The sequence below is a fragment of the Paenibacillus sp. J31TS4 genome (assembly GCF_018403265.1).
In the GTDB taxonomy this organism is placed as follows: domain Bacteria; phylum Bacillota; class Bacilli; order Paenibacillales; family NBRC-103111; genus J31TS4.
On record NZ_BOSI01000004.1, the window covers coordinates 69,710 to 86,688 of the forward strand.

The 16,979-nt window shown below is 62.7% G+C and carries 13 protein-coding genes; 1 reads left to right on the plus strand and 12 read right to left on the minus strand.

Features of this window, described 5'->3' with window-relative positions:
* Positions 1 to 54: 54 nt before the first annotated feature.
* The 3 genes from KJS47_RS17750 to KJS47_RS17760 form a co-directional block, all read right to left on the minus strand.
* The gene (locus tag KJS47_RS17750; RefSeq protein ID WP_213526411.1) at positions 55 to 579 is read right to left on the minus strand and encodes a hypothetical protein; all 525 of its coding nucleotides are present in this window, start codon (positions 577 to 579) and stop codon (positions 55 to 57) included.
* A gap of 126 nt (positions 580 to 705) precedes the next feature.
* Positions 706 to 2,514, minus strand: a complete 1,809-nt coding sequence (locus KJS47_RS17755; RefSeq protein ID WP_213526412.1) for an ATP-binding cassette domain-containing protein — start codon at positions 2,512 to 2,514, stop codon at positions 706 to 708.
* Positions 2,505 to 3,470 carry an ATP-binding cassette domain-containing protein gene (locus KJS47_RS17760; protein WP_213526413.1) on the minus strand — a complete coding sequence of 322 codons (966 nt, stop codon included), beginning with the start codon at positions 3,468 to 3,470 and terminating at the stop codon, positions 2,505 to 2,507. The genes KJS47_RS17755 and KJS47_RS17760 overlap by 10 nt, the downstream gene beginning before the upstream one ends.
* A 105-nt stretch (positions 3,471 to 3,575) precedes the next feature.
* On the opposite strand from KJS47_RS17760, the gene KJS47_RS17765 reads away from it, so the two are divergent.
* Entirely contained in the window at positions 3,576 to 4,169 is a 594-nt protein-coding gene (locus KJS47_RS17765; RefSeq protein WP_213526414.1) for a biotin transporter BioY, read from the plus strand.
* Positions 4,170 to 4,261: 92 nt separating this feature from the next.
* Here KJS47_RS17765 and KJS47_RS17770 read toward each other — a convergent pair whose 3' ends face one another.
* The 9 genes from KJS47_RS17770 to KJS47_RS17810 all read right to left on the minus strand — a co-directional run bounded on the left by KJS47_RS17770 (position 4,262) and on the right by KJS47_RS17810 (position 16,909).
* On the minus strand, positions 4,262 to 5,173 hold the full coding sequence (locus tag KJS47_RS17770; RefSeq protein ID WP_213526415.1) for a GNAT family N-acetyltransferase: 912 nt from the start codon (positions 5,171 to 5,173) through the stop codon (positions 4,262 to 4,264).
* A 383-nt stretch (positions 5,174 to 5,556) separates the two neighbouring features.
* Positions 5,557 to 6,486, minus strand: coding sequence for an N-acetylmuramic acid 6-phosphate etherase (gene murQ / locus KJS47_RS17775; RefSeq protein ID WP_213526416.1), 930 nt, complete (start codon positions 6,484 to 6,486; stop codon positions 5,557 to 5,559).
* A gap of 294 nt (positions 6,487 to 6,780) precedes the next feature.
* Positions 6,781 to 7,806 (minus strand): serine hydrolase domain-containing protein, encoded by a 1,026-nt coding sequence (locus tag KJS47_RS17780; RefSeq protein WP_213526417.1) that lies wholly within the window; start codon positions 7,804 to 7,806, stop codon positions 6,781 to 6,783.
* Positions 7,799 to 8,656, minus strand: a complete 858-nt coding sequence (locus KJS47_RS17785) for a MurR/RpiR family transcriptional regulator (protein WP_213526418.1) — start codon at positions 8,654 to 8,656, stop codon at positions 7,799 to 7,801. Before KJS47_RS17785 ends, KJS47_RS17780 begins: the two co-directional genes overlap by 8 nt.
* A 247-nt stretch (positions 8,657 to 8,903) precedes the next feature.
* The gene (locus tag KJS47_RS17790; RefSeq protein WP_213526419.1) at positions 8,904 to 10,652 is read right to left on the minus strand and encodes a hypothetical protein; all 1,749 of its coding nucleotides are present in this window, start codon (positions 10,650 to 10,652) and stop codon (positions 8,904 to 8,906) included.
* Between the two features lie 29 nt (positions 10,653 to 10,681).
* A complete protein-coding gene (locus KJS47_RS17795) occupies positions 10,682 to 11,965 on the minus strand; it encodes an efflux RND transporter periplasmic adaptor subunit (RefSeq protein ID WP_213526420.1) in 1,284 nt (427 codons plus the stop codon).
* 28 nt (positions 11,966 to 11,993) lie between these two features.
* Entirely contained in the window at positions 11,994 to 15,095 is a 3,102-nt protein-coding gene (locus KJS47_RS17800; RefSeq protein ID WP_213526421.1) for an efflux RND transporter permease subunit, read from the minus strand.
* A 422-nt stretch (positions 15,096 to 15,517) separates the two neighbouring features.
* Positions 15,518 to 16,246, minus strand: coding sequence for a glycerophosphodiester phosphodiesterase (locus KJS47_RS17805; protein ID WP_213526422.1), 729 nt, complete (start codon positions 16,244 to 16,246; stop codon positions 15,518 to 15,520).
* Positions 16,247 to 16,420: 174 nt separating this feature from the next.
* A complete protein-coding gene (locus KJS47_RS17810; protein ID WP_213526423.1) occupies positions 16,421 to 16,909 on the minus strand; it encodes an NUDIX domain-containing protein in 489 nt (162 codons plus the stop codon).
* Positions 16,910 to 16,979: the final 70 nt, after the last annotated feature.

Consider the following 16,979-nt stretch of genomic DNA (forward strand, 5'->3'; position numbering starts at 1 on the left):
CGGCGAGCAGCGGGCTATGGGGAACTGACGGGCCGGGAGGCTTCTCCCGGCCTGTCAGTCGTCCATCCGGGCAAACGCCTGCGGCAGCCAGGCGGCCAGCGCCTCGAGCTCCTCAGTGTCGTCCTCGTCGATTTTTCCGCGGTAGCGCAGAGTGATCCGGTAACGGCCCTCATCCGGCTCCCCGTCCGCCGCCTGAGGGTTCACCTGCATCGTCTTCTCATGGAGCAGGTCCGCCTGGTCTTTCCATTGGCCGGCCAGCCAGGTGTCCAGCTCCGCCGCGTCGGCGCTTCTCGCGCCCGGCAGCTCGAAGCGGACAGTGAGCACCGCCCCCGGGTCGCTCCCCGCCAGCCGGAGCCCTCTCAGCTCTCCGGCAAAGTCGGCCAGTCCGCTCGTCAGCCGGATCTCCGCCGTGCAGTTGCCGGACGGCGGGCGCAGCCGCATCAGGAACGTACGGGATAGCCCGGCGAGTTCCACCCGGTCCTCCCGGCCGATAACGAGCGCCTCCCCCTGGCGATCCAGCTCGTACAGCTTCCCTTCGAGCACTACCTTCAGGTTATCGAAGATCGTCGGATCAAACATCTCACGGCCTCCTCCTCCATTTTTTGTTATCTGCCACTATAGCACATCCCGGGGCGGTCCGCCTCTTCTCCTCCGGAAACCAGCCAAAAAAAAAGAGGACGGTTCCTTCCGTCCTCTTCCCTTGAATCAATCTATCAGCCGGGCGTACAGCAGGAGCAGCAGGCCGGCAAGGCCGCCGCCCAGCATCCACCACACGTCTTCCCGGGTTATCGTGAGCCGGAACGCGCTCGTCCGGCGTCCCCGGCCCAGTGCATACCCTCTCGCCTCGAGTGCCAGGGAGCTCTGCTCCGCCAGCTGAAGAAGCGAGACCAAGAACGGGATGACGAGCGGCGCCAAATCCCGCAGCCGCACGGAGCCCGGGCGTCCGGCCGCTCTCGTCCTCGCCCTCGTCATCTTCACGAAGCGCTGCCATTCGGCAAGGATGAGCGGCACGAAGCGGAGAATAAGCGAGGCGGCAAGTGACAGCGCCTCGGCAGCCTCCCGCAGCCGGGGATGGCGAAGGCCGCCGAGTGTCTGCTGCAGCGCCCGCTGGAGCCGCAGGTGGCTGACGCTAAACGGCAGCAGCAGCCACAGCAGCAGAAGCAGGTAGAGGCGGGACAGCCGGAGCAGCGTCTCTGCGGCCGCCGCCGGCGCGAAGCCGACACGGAGCGGCAGCAAGGCCTCTGGGCCGGCCGGCGGGAAGGTCAGCCCCGCAAAGGCTACCGTCAGCGCGAGGAAGGCTGCCGCCGGAGCGGACGCCTTGGCGAGCGTGCGCAGCGGCACGCGGGAGAGGCCGATCAGGAGCGCCGTCAGCCCGGCGGCCAGCAGCAGGCCGGTCCACTCGCGCTGCGCCCAGACGCCGAACGTCAGGGCCAGCAGCAGCACCCAGAGCGCGCGCGGGTCGCGCCGCGCGAAGGCGCCTGCGGATGCGCTCGGCTGCGCCTGCGCCGGGGGCGCGGCTGGCGCCGCGGATGCGCTCGGCTGCGCCTGCGCCGAGGGCGCAGCTGGCGCCGTGGATGCGCTCGGCTGAGCCTGCGCCGAAGGCGCGCCTGGCGCCGCGGATGCGCTTGGCTGCGCCTGCGCCGAGGGCGCGCCTGGCGCCGCGGGTGCGCTCGGCTGCGCCAGCTGGCGCGCCAGCTCGGCCGCGAGCCGCTCCGGCGCCAGCGGGCCCGCCGGCAGCGCGTAGCCGCGCGCCGCGAGCCGCTCGGCCAGCGCGAGCCCGGGCGGCAGGCCGACGCCGGCGTGCCGGAGCGCCTCCGGCCGGGCGTACAGCTCCTCGCGCGTGCCGAAGAACGCCTGGCGCCCGCCGCTCAGGAGCAGCACCTGGCCAGCCGCCGGCAGGAACGGCTCCGGCTCGTGCGTCGCCAGGACGATGCCGGTTCCGGCTGCCGCCCGCCGGGCGAGCTCGTCCGCAAGCTGCGCGATGCCGTCCGGGTCGAGCCCTGCCGTCGGCTCGTCCAGAAGCAGCCAGGCGGGCTCCAGGACAAGCGTCGAGGCGAGCGCCACCCGGCGCTTCTGGCCGCCGCTCAGGGTGAGAGGCGGCTGCCCGAGGAAGGCGTCCGAGTCGGGCAGGCCTGCGTCGGCAAGCGCCCTCCGAATGCGGCGGTCCGCCTCCTCGCGCGGAAGCCGAAGCGGCCGCAGGGAGTAGGCCAGCTCGTCCCGGACCGACGAGGCGAACAGCTGGCGGTCCGGGTGCTGGAAGACAAGGCCCGCAGCCGCCGGCAGCCTGGCGTTCCGTTTGCCCCGAATCCAGAGAGAAGCGCCGCCGTAGCGGATCTCCCCCGCCGCCGGCTCTTCGAGCCCGGCCAGCTTCTCCAGCAGCGTCGACTTCCCGGCTCCGGAGGCGCCCAGCACAAGCGTCAGCGAGCCCGGCGGCAGGGCGAAGCCGATCTCCGCCAGCAGGAGACGATCCGTTCCGGACGCCGCTGCAGCCAAGCCGCGGACGTTCAGATCCATGAGATTCCTCCTTCCCCGCCCGGGTCTCCGAGGGCGGGCAGCGCATCCGCCAGCTCCTCAGTGGTGAGCGGCAGTACGCCGAGCGGAACGCCCCGAGCGAGCAGCTCCTGGGCCGTCCGGACGACGTAGGGCGGCGGGAAGCCGAGCCGCTCGCACGGCGTGCGGTTATCCGGTGAATGGGGACCGGTCGTCATGCCTGCGATGGACCCGGCGGGCCGTTCGTCCCCCGTTTCCTGCTCCATGACCGCCGCTTCGCTCAGACTGGATACCAGACCCGCCTCCTCCCCATAAAAAAAGCCGGCCGCCGTCCCCTCATAGACCGTCCTGCCTTCATCCAGCGCCAGCACGCGGTCCGCGAAGGCCAGCTCCTCCAGCCGCTGGGTAACCCAAAGCACGGCGGAGCCCCGCCGCTTTTGCTCCTCCGCCGCCGCCAGCACCCGCTCGGCGGACAGCGGATCCAGCATAGCGGTCGCTTCATCGAACACGAACAAGCCCGCGCCCGCCGCCAACGCGCCCGCAAACGCGAGCAGCTGCTTCTGCCCGCCCGACAGGCTATCGACCGCCCTCTCCTCCAAGCCGGCAAGACCGGTCATCGCCAGAGCCCAAGCGCCGGTCTCGGGCATCCGCTCGGACTCGATCCCAGCCGTCTCCATGCCGAAGCAGACATCCTCCCAGACGGTGGTGCCGATCAGCTGGGCGTCGGGATTCTGCAGCACGACGCCAATCCGGCGCTCTTCGGTCGTGCTTCGCCGTATGCGGCCCGAGGAAACGGGCAGCAAGCCGGCCGCCACCCGGGCCAGCGTGCTTTTGCCGCTGCCGTTGCGGCCGACGACAGCCACCCAGTCGCCCGGCCGGAGCGCGACGGACACTCCGGTCAGCACCTTCCGGATGCCGGTCGCCCCCTGGAAAGCGACGGTTATTTCCTCCAGTCGCAACGAATCTGGGGAGTCGGACACTTTTTTCACCTACCATCTAGTCATACACGCAAGAACGTGCTACAATTTCGAATTGTTAACCAATAGTTTCGTGATTTAGGTTAACAAATGAGAGGAGAAGATGCAATGACCTTTCCCCGTCTATCCATTCGCGGCGTAACTTACAGTGCGCTGTTCGCCGCCTTGTTCGTCGTCATGAGCTACATAACGATCCCGCTCGGCTTTTCGCCGGTGCCCTTGACGCTGCAAAACTTCGCCGTCATGCTAACCGGAGCGCTGCTCGGCCCGTTCTACGGCTTTCTGTCGATCGGAGCCGTCCTCCTGCTGACCGCGCTCGGCCTGCCGCTGATTCACGGCTCCGGCGGCCTCCCCTACCTGCTAGGCTCAACGGGAGGCTTCATCTGGATGTATCCGCTCGCCGCACTCCTGATCGGCCTGGTTGCTTCCCGGCTCCGGTCCGCCCGCACGGGAGCGTTCGTCCTGCTGCTGCTCGCCATGGTGCTCTTCGGCAGCCTGCTGCTCTACGTAACCGGCGTTCCGTGGCTCGCGCACGTCGCCGGCGTCTCGCTGCCGCGGGCTATGACGCTCGGCATGCTTCCTTACTTGCCCGGCGATCTGATCAAGGCGGTGGCCGCCACGGCAGCCGTCCTCGCCATTCGCCGCGCCAACCTCGCGCCTACGCTGTCGGCCAAGACCGATCCGGTCGTCCGCTTCGAATAACAAGCGCGGCGAAAGCCCCCGTCCTTGCCCCGGCCTTGACCGGTAGGGAGCGGGGGCTTTTTATTGATAAGGGAAGGCCCATAGGCCCTCCGTCAGCGTCCTCTCAGCCGGTACGCCAAGTAGTCCTGGATCGCGCGCTCCTGAAAGCCGCACGACAGATACAGCTGCAGCGCCCCCTTGTTCTCCAGCGCCACCTCGAGCCGCACCGGCTTGTCTCCCTGATGATGCTGGACGGCGTCAATCGTCTGCTCCAGCATCGCCCGGCCGATCCCTTTGCTCCGAAAGGCGGGCAGCACGGTGAACCCATACAGGAACGAATGGGAAGACGAGAATTGCACGCAAATCTTGCCGGCGGGCTCTCCGTCCAGCAGCCCGATATAGGTAGCTTCGCCCGGCTTGCCGAGAAAAGCGCCCGCATACTCCTCGGCTTCCTTCTCGGGCATAGCGAAGCCGAGCCGGTTCATCCGTCCCAGCACCGCCCGGTCCTTAAGCGAAGCCTCTACAAGGGTGACGCCTTCGGCTGGCTTCCGGCCCTCCCCGCTCCTATCCACCTGTGGATCGTCCGAGACTCCGGCCGGCCGCTCCATCACATACTCGGAGAACGAGTAATCGGCTCCCCAGCTCCGCAGGAACGCATGGCCGCTGCCGGAGTCCCGCGGGCAGATGAACAGCAGCTGCGGAATGCCGCGCGCGCTGCAGTCGTCCGCGGCCCTCTTCACGAGCCGGGTGAAAATCCCCTGCCGCCGGTAGTCCGGATGAACGAGTCCGCTGACCTCGGCCTCCTCGTCCCGAAAAATATACAGTCCGAGGAACCCGACGAGCCGGCCGCCGGCATAATAACAATAGTCGTTCGTTTCCCTTCCTTTGCGGCCCTTCAGCGTCTCCCAATTAAGCTTTATGGCGATGCCGTCCTCCGCGTTCACCCGGTCGGCCAGCTCCTTCAGCATGCCGAGCTCGTCCTTCGACAGGCTCCGCCTTGCCACGATTCCTTCCTTTGGCCTCATGTTCTGTCCCCGCCTTTCTCCGCCGGTAACGGGCGGTTATCCGTCTAATGCCTTATGCGCTTGAGAATACAGGACCGGCTTCCCTCGGTCAATCCTTTGCCTGCCGCATCTGTCCTTCTCCTCGCCTCCTATTGGCCTTCTCGCCGCCGGCCACGCTGACGCTGCTCCCCGCTTCCGGACAAGGTATCGCTTCGTTCCCTTATCGCCCGTGTTCTACGGCCGGCCACTTTGACAACGGCAAAAAGGGCCGTCTTCCCAAGACGTCCCTGCTTCGCCTATTCGTTGTCCGCTTCCCGCTCCGCCCCCGAAGCCTCCGGGCTCCGGAGCCGTTTCGCCTCACGGCGCACGTTCCCGGCAAAGGCCAGGAGCCTCCTCCGCTGCGGCTATTCGCTGGCGGCTGCCGCCTGCTGCTCCAGCAGCTCGACCGCACGGCCAAAATGATCGTTCGTGACGCGGAGCGCCCGGCGCGCTTCGTCGGCCTGCACTCCGAATTTGAGCATCAGAATGCCGACGCGGGCATCACCGTCCGCGCGCTTGTTCATCTCCTCGGCCGTCGCGAGGTCGCAGCCGGTCGCTTGCGCGATAATGCGGACGACCCGGTCGCGAAGCTTGGCATTGGTCGCCTGCACGTTGACCATCAGGTTGCCGTATACCTTGCCAAGCTTGATCATCGCCGTCGTCGTGATCATGTTGAGCGCCATCTTGGTGGCGGTGCCCGCCTTGAGCCGCGTGGAGCCGGTAACCGCCTCCGGTCCGACGAGCAGCTCGATCGGATATTCCGCCTCGGCGCTCAGCTTGGTGTCCTTGTTGCACGAGATGCCTGCCGTCACCGCGCCGATCTCTTGGGCTTTGCGGATCGCGCCCAGCACATACGGCGTCCCTCCGTTGGCGGCAATGCCGACCAACGCATCCTTGTCCGTAATTTGCGCCGCCACGTCCCGTGCGCCCGCCTCGGGATCATCCTCGGCGTTCTCGATCGCATTCTGCAGGGCGGTTGGCCCTCCCGCGATAATGCCGGTGACGAGCTCACGCGGCACGCCGAAGGTCGGCGGGCATTCGGAGGCATCGAGAACCCCCAGCCGGCCGCTCGTCCCCGCCCCGATATAGAAAAGCCGACCGCCTTGCTCCATTCGCTCCACAATCGCTTCGATCGCCGCCGCAATGGCTGGTACCGCTTCCTCCACAGCATGGGCGACCTTCTGGTCCTCCCGGTTCATCGCTTCCACAATCTCTTGGATGCTGAGCTGGTCCAAATTCGTCGTATTCTCGTTCCTCTGCTCTGTCAACACATTCGGCTGAACGTCTGGTTCCATATGCTCTATCCCTCCCTGTCTCTTCGGAAGCCGCCCTGCGGCGGCTGTCCCGGTGTCCGGCGACGCGTCTCTTCCGCCTCCGCCGCCTCACCCACCGAAGCCCCCGGGTTCCTTCGCCCGGCGGGGAACTGCCTTGCCAGGATGGCTGGCCGCCGGAGGCTGCTGGCAGCGGACATGCGGCTCAATTCATGTCGGTTCGCTTCGTCTTGGCTCTAGTCTAGACAGAAAGCGGTTTCATTCCCTTCTTCCTCACGGATGCCTCGGAGGAGAAGCCTGGCGCCGCCTGTGCGGCGCTCACTCTCCGAATAACGAGGTATAAATCAGGCTGTGCAGCTCCGGCCGCAAGAAGCGGACCGGATTGCTCCGTCCAAAATGCACCCCGCTTGTCAAAAAGATGACGGTCAGCTCCTGCTCCGGAGCAATCCAGACGCTGGTTCCCGTGAAGCCGGTATGCCCGAAGCTGCCGTGCGGCCATAACGGCCCGCAGCTGAGCCCATCCTCTTCTCCGGCCCATACCTGCCAGCCAAGTCCCCGGGTAGGGGCCTGCGTCCGGGTACTCTCGCGTACAAGCTCCGGCGTCAGAAGCGGATACCGGTCCGGATAAAGCCAGCGCCTCGTATACCGAAACAGATCGTCGGCCGTGGTGAACAGACCCGCGCTCCCGCATACGCCTCCGAGCAGGAACGCCTTCTCGTCATGCACTTCGCCATGGATGAATCCGTCCTTATACGCTTCGGTGGCCGCGATCCGCGGGCGCAGCGCGGCGGGCGGATTGAAAGTCGAGTCGGTCATGCCGGCCGGTTCGAAGACGACCCGTTTGGCGTAAGCGTCGAGCCGTTCGCCGGTCAGCTTCTCGACGATCCAGCCGAGCAGGATGAACCCCGGGTCGCTGTACCTCACCTCGGTTCCCGGCGGGCTGAGAAGCGACAGGCTCATCACCTCGCCGGCGATATCCCGACCCCCTTCCCGGTTCTTGTGGCCGGTCAAGTCGGCAGGAAGCCCCGAATGGTGGGCCAAAAGATGCCGGATCGTCACCTCCGGCGAGCCGAAGGCCGGCAGGTAGCGGGCGACCGGATCGTCCAGACCGAGCCGCCCGTCCGCGACCAGCGACAGAACCGACGGCAGCGTCGACGTTACCTTCGTCAACGAGGCCGCATCGAACATCGTCGACAGCTGCATCGGGCGCCTGCCGCTGCCGTCATGGTACCAGCCAACTGCCTTGCGGTAGCGGAACCGGTCGCCGACCGAGATATCCACTACTCCGCCCGGTATCCTCTTCTCTTCCACCCAGCGCTCCAACAACTGATCGAGTTTATCCATTTCGCTTCGTCACCTTTACCGCTTTGCGCGTTTTTTCAAGTGCCTGAATGTTCTCCTCGTAGTTGCGGCTTGCTATTCCTACAAACAAGATATCAATGACATTCAGCTGGGCGATGCGGGATGCCATCGCGCCGCTGCGGATGCTCTGCTCAAGCGAGCTCGTGAACAGCCGGATATCGGCCAGTTCTGCGACCGGATTCGTTCCGAATTTCGTCAGGGTCACGATCTTGGCCCCGCTCTCCTTGGCGATCGTCAGCGACTGGATAATATCCTCCGTCAGACCGGAGTACGAGATGCCGAAAGCGACGTCCCGCTCCGTCAGGTTGGCGGCGATGGTCGCCTGGCTGTTGAAGGCGTATGCCGCGTCGCACCAGCGGTTGATCCGGGTCAGCTTCTGCTGAAAGTCCTCTGCGATGACTGCCGACGCGCCGACCCCGAAGATGGTGATGCGGCGGGCTCCGCTCATCGCTTCGATCGCCAGCTCCAGATCCTCTTCTCTCAGCACGCCCATCGTGTCCTGAATTGACTGCATATTGTTATGCGAGATGGACCGGACCAGCGCGCCGGTCGACCCATCCATCTTGATCTCCTGGTACGAATCCTCTTCCGGATTGTGCTGGGCCAGATCCGCTGCAATCTTGAGCTTGAGCTGCTGGTAGCCCTTCAACTGCAGCGAGCGCGACAGACGAATGATCGTCGCCACACTGACCCCGGCCAGCTCAGCAAGCTTCTGAACGGACAAATTGACGACCTTGTCGGGGTACTGCAGAATGAATTCGGCCGCCTTGCGTTCCATCGGCTTCAGGGAGTTCAGTGCTTCCTTGAGGCTTATCAGCCCTCCCCTAATCATATGCGAACCAATCCCTTCCTGGATGTTGCCTGAGTAGCCGAACAACGGCGAATGAAGCCGCCGTAACAGTGTAACCGCTTAAAGTAAGTATAATGAATTTAGTTACATTCGACAACATGCTTTTTGTAATTTTATTTCATATTCCAGTTTACACCGCTCCGCTCTTCCTGCAAAAAAACCCTTCCCCTGCAGCATTCGCCGCAGGGGAAGGGGGCATCACAGGAGCGCTTGTTCCGAAGAGAACGGACTACTGCTTCAGCGTCTTGACGAGCCGCTTGGCGACGCCGGTCGGCGTCTCGATCGTCTCGTATATATTCACCGTAATCGGATACGCAAGCTGCTCCGTCCGAAGGTCGGCAAAGGTGAACGTCTGCTGTCCGTCGATGATCCGATTCGCGCCCGTGAAGGAGCGTGTCTCCGAACCGAGCGTCCGGCCGAGAGAGTCGACGAGCTCGATCTCCATCTTGGAGAAATTCTGGTCCACGACAACCGTGTCCGTGCGCTCGAGGTCGAGATCCAGCTTCATCTTATAGGAATAGTTCGGCAGGCCGGTCATGCTCTGGCCGATATTGGCCGAGATGGTCCAGTAATTCAGCTTCACCTGGAACGGGTAGAAGCTCATCGTATCTCCGTCGTCGGTCGACTCGGTGGCCGCTACGCGGACCGCTCCGAGCGTCGTTTTGTACGGAGCCGCCGAGACCGAATCCAGAAGGCGCAGGCCGAGCGTGCTGCCGTCCTCGGTTGCCGGAATGGCGAACGCGTAGCTGAATACATAGCCAAGATTCGGCATGATCGAAGCCGTGGAGGTCAGCTGCCTGGTCCCGGCGTACCGGAAGCCGTCCGCGCTTTGCAGCTCCGCCTGGAACGGCGGCACCGGCACCGGAATTTCTCCGCGGTTCGTCACTTTAAACTTGGCGATGGCGGTCTTGTAGCCTTCTCCGCTGTTCTCGTGCATCCGCAGCTCGATCATCGAGATGTCGACGTTCGATGGCACAAGGCCGCTGACGGGGTCCAGCTTGACGGGCGAGCCCGGCGTGTAGAGCGGCAGGCTGGTGATGGGCAGATTCTGCTGCTTGGGCAGCAGGACGTTCAGCCGCCCGATCGTGTACTGAAGAGGCGCGGGCTGCCCTTTGGCATCCATCGTGACGAACGTCTCGGGCGTCAGCACGTTCAGGCTCTCCAGCGTCACGTTTTCCTTCAGCGGAATCGCGTAATGGAGATAGGACTTGCCGCCCGGCTCGATCTGCAACGCGTTCTGCTCGACGCGCTGGCCGGCGTAATTGCCGTCCTTGCCCTTGCCTTCGATCCGGAAATCCGGGACTGTCTCGCGGGAGCTGCCCGGATTGGTGACGAGGAACGTCACGGTCGCCGCGCGCCCCTGCTCGGTATAGGTCAAATCGTACTGCACCGGCTTGTAGACAAGCGGCGATTTGAGCGAAGGAATCGCGAACGCGTCTTCCCAGCCCTTGAGTGCGCCACTCTCCGTAATCTCCGCCTCGCTGCCCGTCCACTGGATATCTCCCACCGGAACGACCAGCTTATCGGTCTCTTGCTTGGGATAGACGTAAACGTCCACGTCGACCCAGGCAAGCTCGGTTACTTCGAACGAATCCATTCCGTCGACGCTGACGAGATAGCTGAGCTCGATCTCTTCTCTTGCCTTGACGCTCCGTGCGTTGGCCGCGCTCGGCTGCAGGATGTATTCCATACCGTCGTCGGTCCTCACCCGCACGTCGTAATCGGGAACGCGAACGGCTTTGCCGCTGCCGTTCTTCATCCGCACGACGGCACCGATCTGCGCACCGTCCGGACTGCTCTCGTTCAGCACGCTCTTCACGCTCACGGAGAGCTGGCTGTTCAACTGGTAATACGAAGTGCCGACCGAAGCCGTAGTCCCGGCTCCTTCCGAGGCAGCCGCCGGATAGACGGTGCCGAAGAGCGAGGCCGACAGGACGACGGCGGCGGCGGTTAGCTTCCAATTCTTGTTCGGTTTCACGTAGTTTCCTCCCTGGCGTTCTATCGGCCTTACTTCGTTTCGGCTGGTTTGGCGACTTGTACCTTTTCCTTATCCTTGAGCTGGTGCTGCCCTGAGATGACGAGCTGCTCCCCTTCCTTTACGCCGGACAAAATCTCCTGATCCAGCTCCTGAATGCGGCCCAGCTCGACCTTGCGCTTCTCCACCGTATCCTGCTGAAGGACGAAGACATAGTTGTCGCTTCCCTCCCGAACGATGCTTGCGACGGGCACGGAGAGAACGTTGGTCTCCGCTTCGCCGTTCAGCAGCACCTGTACCCGCGTGCCGGGCTTTATGGCCTGATCGGCGTTATCCGCCTCGAGATTGAGCTCGAACGTCTTGGTCGAGGTGTTCATGATGTCGGCCAGGTACGTAATCTTGCCCGTCCGCTTCGTTCCATCACCCGCGATGTAGAAGGTCGCTTCCTGCTTACCGCGCAGCCAAGCGGCCGCCTGCTCAGTAAGATCGGCCTTGATCTTGGCCGGATTCATCTGCTGGATCTGCCCGATTGGGGTGCCCGGAGCGACCGTCATCTTTTCGACGACAGGCAGCTCCGTCAGCACGCCGCTGATCGGGGCGGTGATGACGTAATGGTCGAGGCTCCGCTCGATCTCCTGCACGCCGAGCCGGGACGATTGCAGCTGCACCTCCAGCGCGGCCAGCGAGTTGGTCTCTTCCATCGTCTTCAGCTTCTTCTTCTGAATGTCGATGTCCATCTTCTGGCTGTTCAACTGCGTCTCCGCCTGCTCCAGCTGCAGCTTCGTAATCAAGCCGTCATCGTAATCGTTGCGCAGCTTGTTGAAATTTTTCTGGGTATCGGCCAGCGCCTTCTCCATCTTCTCGATGGCGCTGCGCATCTCGTCGAGCCCGTTGCGGTAATCTTCCTTCGCCTTGTCCAGCTGGGCTTGGGCGCTCTTGATGCCGAGTTCCCCTTTCTCCTTCTGCAGGGCGATGTCCTTCGTGTCGATCCGGGCGATGACCTCGCCTTCCTTCACGGCATCGCCACGCTTCTTCAGCACCTGCACCACGTCGCCGTTTGCCTTGGCGATGACGTCCATCTGGAGCGAGGGGACGACCTCCGCCACCTGCTCGAGCGGCTCGCCGATCTTCTTCTTGACGACCGGGGTAGTCTTGACCGGCTTCAGCTGATTCTCCTGGGCCGCCGCAGCGAGCGGCGGCTCCGTCTTGCCCGTGCAGCCCGCTAGGATAGCCACGCTTACAGCGACGGCGCAAGCGGCAGCAGCGGCCCGTTTATAGTTCAGCACATGCAACAATGATCCGTTCTGCTTCTTCATGCTAGATTCTCCTTTATTCGTTCTTGCTTTAAGGCCTTGCCGCATTCTGCACCTGCGGCTGGGCAGCGGGTCGGCGGAACAGTCGGGCCATGCGCCGCTTGAAGCTCTCGATCAATTCGTACACGATCGGCACGATTAGAAGCGTCAGCACCGTCGAAGTGGTGAGGCCGCCGATCACGACGACCGACAATCCTTTGGAAATGATCGTCCCCTTGGACATTCCGAGGGCGAGCGGCATCAGAGCGAGAATGGTCGCCCCGGCCGTCATGATGATCGGACGCAGCCGCGTCATGGCCGCTTCGACGAGCGCATCACGGACGGAATGGCCTTCCTCGCGCAGCTGCTGGACACGGTCGATCAGAACGATGGCGTTCGTGATGACAATCCCGATAAGCATCAGGAAGCCGATCAGCGAAGTAACGTTGATGGATTCGCCCGTCACGAGAAGTCCGACGAGGCCGCCGATGACGGCGAGCGGCAGCGAGAACAGAATCGCGAACGGAGCGCTGGCATTGCCGAAAGCAAGCACCATGATCAAGTAGACGATGAAGATGGCGGCCGCCATGGCCACGAACATCTGGGCGAAGCCTTCGGCCATGTCGTCGGAGATACCGGAGACTTCCCGGCTGACGCCGGACGGCAGCTCCAGCTTGTCAAGCTCCGCCGAGACCTTCTTGCTGACACCGCCCTTGTCGGCGCTCTCGATCTTGGCGCTGATGCTGAGGACCTGGCTCTGGTTCTCCCGGCTGATCGAGACCGGCGCTTCCACCTGACGGATTTTGGCGATCTCGTTCAGGTACAGCTTGGCGCCTGTCGGAGCCGTAATCTGCAGACGGCCGATCTTGTCGACCGAGTTAATGTCCTGCTCGTTCAGCTGAACCTTCGTTTCGTACAGAACGTTATCGAATTTGAGATCGCCGAGGCTGCGTTCACCGATCCAGCCGTTCACGGTTTCGAGCACCTGGGCGGAGGTCATGCCGTAGAGACGCGCCTTGTTTTGGTCGACGGTAATCTCCACCTCGGTTTTGGACTCGCTCAGGCTATCCTTGATGGAGCTCAGCTCCGGGAATTCCTTCATCTTCTCTTCCACGATGGCCGCGGCCTGCTTCAGCACGAGCTGGTCATCGCCCTTGAGCTTATAGGAGAAGTCCGTACCGCCTCCTCCATCGCCTCCGAAGCTGATCAGCGAGCCGTCGACCGTCGAGCCTTTGGGAAGCTCGTATAGAATCTTCTCTTTGTACGTCTTGAGCGCGGCTTTGGCATCGGTCACCTCGGACGCCTCAGCGAACAGGGTCGCCTTGTAAGGCACCCGGTCCTTGGTGAAATCGTAGCCGATCAGCGATTCGATACCGGTGAACATCGGATTGCCGGCGTTGTCCTTGGTCTCTCCGAGGAGCGCTTCGATCTCCTTCACCTTGGCATCCATCAGCTCGAGCGATGTTTCGCGCGGCATCTTGATCTGGAACAGCATCTGCTTATCCGCTTCGCTCTCCGGCATGAAGGTGCTGGCGAGCTGCGGCACGATCAGGATCAGGGAGGCGAAGAACAGGATAGCCGCCATGCCCATTGTCTTGAACCGGTGCTTGAGCGACCAAAGCAAAATCTTCTTGTACCGTCTCGTTACCGGCCCTTCCGCATGCTCGACGTGCTTGATGCTCGCACTGCGCATCACCATCAGCTTGGCAAGCATCGGGATGACGGTCAGCGCGACGAGCAGCGAGGACAGCAGAGCCACGCCCAGCGTAATCGCAAACGGGCGGAACACTTCGCCGACGACGCCCGTCACGAACGCGATCGGACCGAAGACGCCGACCGTTGTAATCGTCGAGGACGTAATGGCGGAGGAGACCTGCTTGGTCGCGTACAAAATGACGGACTCGTTGCGCTCCTGCGCCTTCTGCAGCTGGCTGTAGATGTTCTCAATGACGACGATGGCGTCGTCCACGACCCGGCCGATGGCGATCGCCATGCCGCCGAGCGTCATGATGTTCAGCGAGATGCCGAGCGGCGCCATGAACAGCAGCGTAATGACGATCGACAGCGGGATCGAGACGAGAACGATCAACGTCATGCGGATATTGCGCAGGAACAGCAAAATCATCAGGGAGGCGAGTGCCGCGCCGAGCGCGCCCTCCCGCACCATCCCGTTAATGGAATGCTTGATATCGACCGCCGAGTTGTAGACGGTATGGAACGCAATGTTCGGCTGCGTTGTCTTCCATCCGGCAATCAGGGCGTCCGCCGCATCGGCGAACTCTACCGCGTTGGCTTCCTTCGTCTTGTACAGATGGACCCCGATCGCCGGCTTGCCGTCGAGCCGGGCGAGGAATGTCGATTCGTTGATCGCCTCCACTCGGGCGAGCTGCTTCAGGAGGATCGTCTCGCCTTTGCCGGTCATCAGCTTGAGCTGGTCCAGGCTGTAGATGGTGTCGAGCTCTCCTTTAATCCGCACCATCTGGGTATTGCCGTTGAATTCCACCGAGCCGGCCGGGCTCTCCGTCAGAGCGGCCTGTATGTAACCCGTCACCTGGCTGGGCGTAAAGCCGTACTTGTTCACCGCGTCGGCATCGAGCTTGATCGTCAGTGTCGCTTCCTGGTTGCCGATGGAGTCGACGTGGTCAATGCCCTTCAGCGAATTGAAGCCCGGCAGAATGACATCCTTGTAGAGCTTGTCGAGCTCCGCCTGGTTCATTCCGTTCTCGCCGTAGACCGCCATGTAGTAGACGGGCTGCGAGGCAAAGCCGATCGTCTCGACCCGCGGCTTCTCCGCCGCCTGGGGCAGCTTGACATTGGCAATCAGGCTCTCGATGTCCTTCTTGACATCGTCCGGCTTTTTGTCCTGCTCGAGCTCAAGAATGATCGAGGAGAAATTGTCGCTTGACGTGCTCGTCAGCGTCTTCAATCCCTCCAGGCTCGAAACCGACTTCTCCAGCGGCTTGGTCACCTGCTCCAGAATATCCTTGGGTGGCGCCAAATACTGGGTGTTCACCATCACGATCGGGAACGAAATATCGGGCATGCTCTCGACCTTGAGCGTTGACGAGGCATAGATCCCTCCGCCCAGCAGCAGCAGCGACAGGATGATGATCGCCGCCACGTTCTTCATTGAAAAGCTAGTTAACTTCCCCATCCGGTTTGTTCCTCCATCCTTCCTCAACCCGCAATCTCTCTGTCTCTCCCAGCATACCAGCACGGTCGCCGGTCGACAGGTGGAGAAAGTCATATCTTGGTAATAATCCCGGTCATACCTTTGCCTGTGACTCCGGCCGCAGTTCGGGCCCCGCCCCGTAATACCGCCAATATTCCTTCCCGGCCACAGCCCTGTCCTCACCGATGAGAACTGCGGCTAACGACAGCGGCCTGGCGGCAGGCAGCCGCGCCTCAGAGCGGCGCCCATTTTATCTTAATACGGACCTGTTCAACCGATCACCATTTTCTTCCTCTACAAATCAAGGAGGTTTTGTGAATAGACGCCTCCGCCTGGCACGTTCTCTGCCGCCGGACAAAAAAACTGCCTCCAACCGGGATCGGTTGAAGGCAGTGGAGGAGGAGCTACAGGCTGTCGACTACTTCGCGCAGGAAGCCCGGCTTATCCGAGATCATCCCGGACACGCCGCACGCCGCCAGCTTCTCCATATCTTCGCGGTGATTGACCGTCCAGACGTAGACCTTGAAGCCGGCCGCGACCGACTCCCGGATGTCCTCGCAAGGAATGTACTTGTATCCCGGATGGAGCGAAGTGAGCGGAATCGGGTAGCTCTCCGCGAACTGACGGTGCGAGAGAAAATCATGGGCGTACAGAGCGCCGACCTTGATCTCGGGGTCGATCTCGCGCAGCCGGGCCAGCGTCTTGTGGAAGAAAGAGGATACAACCACGCTGTCCAGACGGTTATGACGCCGGATCAGCTCCGCCAAAACCGGCTCGATCGCGCCGCCATAGCTTTCCTTCAGCTCGATGTTGAGCAGCATGTCGGCCGGCGCGAGCGCGAAAACTTCCTCCAGCGTAGGAACCTTCTCGCCGGCGAACTTCTCGTCGAACCAGCTGCCGGCATCGAGCTGCCGCAGCTCCTCCAGCGTCATGTCGCGGATCGCTCCCGTTCCGTTCGTCGTCCGGTCGACCTTGGCGTCGTGGCAGACGACGATTTGGTTGTCCTTGGTCAGATGAATATCGAATTCAATCCCTTCACAGCCTTGTTCGATGCCGATGCGCATAGCAACCAGCGTGTTCTCGGGCGCTTCGGAGGAAGCCCCCCGGTGAGCGATAACCAATGGCTTGTTCATTAATCTTCTCTCCTTGGGTTTGGCCAGGCCCTGTTTCCATAAAAAAAACGATGAGCTTTCAGCACCAACCGCCCACTTCGCTTAGGAAGCGGGGCCGGTCGCCGAAAGGTTCTCTCATCGTCTCCACCTTAGGCCGTTATTTTTCCTTAATTATTGCCCCGCCGCGACCCAGCGTCAATCCGGGATTTGGGGAATATTCGGGAGAGAGCGCGGCTCAACCCCGCCCATCCCCAGCTTTTGGGCCTTTTCTTCCGCTAACCTCAGTATTTCTAGCCGGGGACCCGCCCCCTCAAGCGTCCTCACCATAAGCCCGGCCGTCTCGAAGGAGCTGACGACCCGCCCGCTCGTCTCGAACCCGTCCGGCATCGGGACGAGGCGGTCCACCTCGGCGACAAAATAGACGGTATACGTATCGGTGCTCGCCCAATGCCAGCAGGCGACGGGAACCCGCTCCGCCTTGAGCAGCAGGCCCGCCTCCTCCACCGTCTCCCGGTCGAGTGCCTCCATCGGCGTCTCGGTTCCTTCCACCCGTCCGCCCACCGTCGTCAGCCGTGACTCGTTGCGGTCCCACACCATGACAATGGCACCGTCCCCCGCAAGCGGAATGGCATGCACGCCCGCAATCCGTTTGTCCCGGGGGAGCTCCTCAATCGGAATCAGCATCGCTTCGCCTCCCTCTCTTCCTTCTTTACTCTAATCAGCTTATCCGGAGCCACTGGTTCTCCTGCTCCTC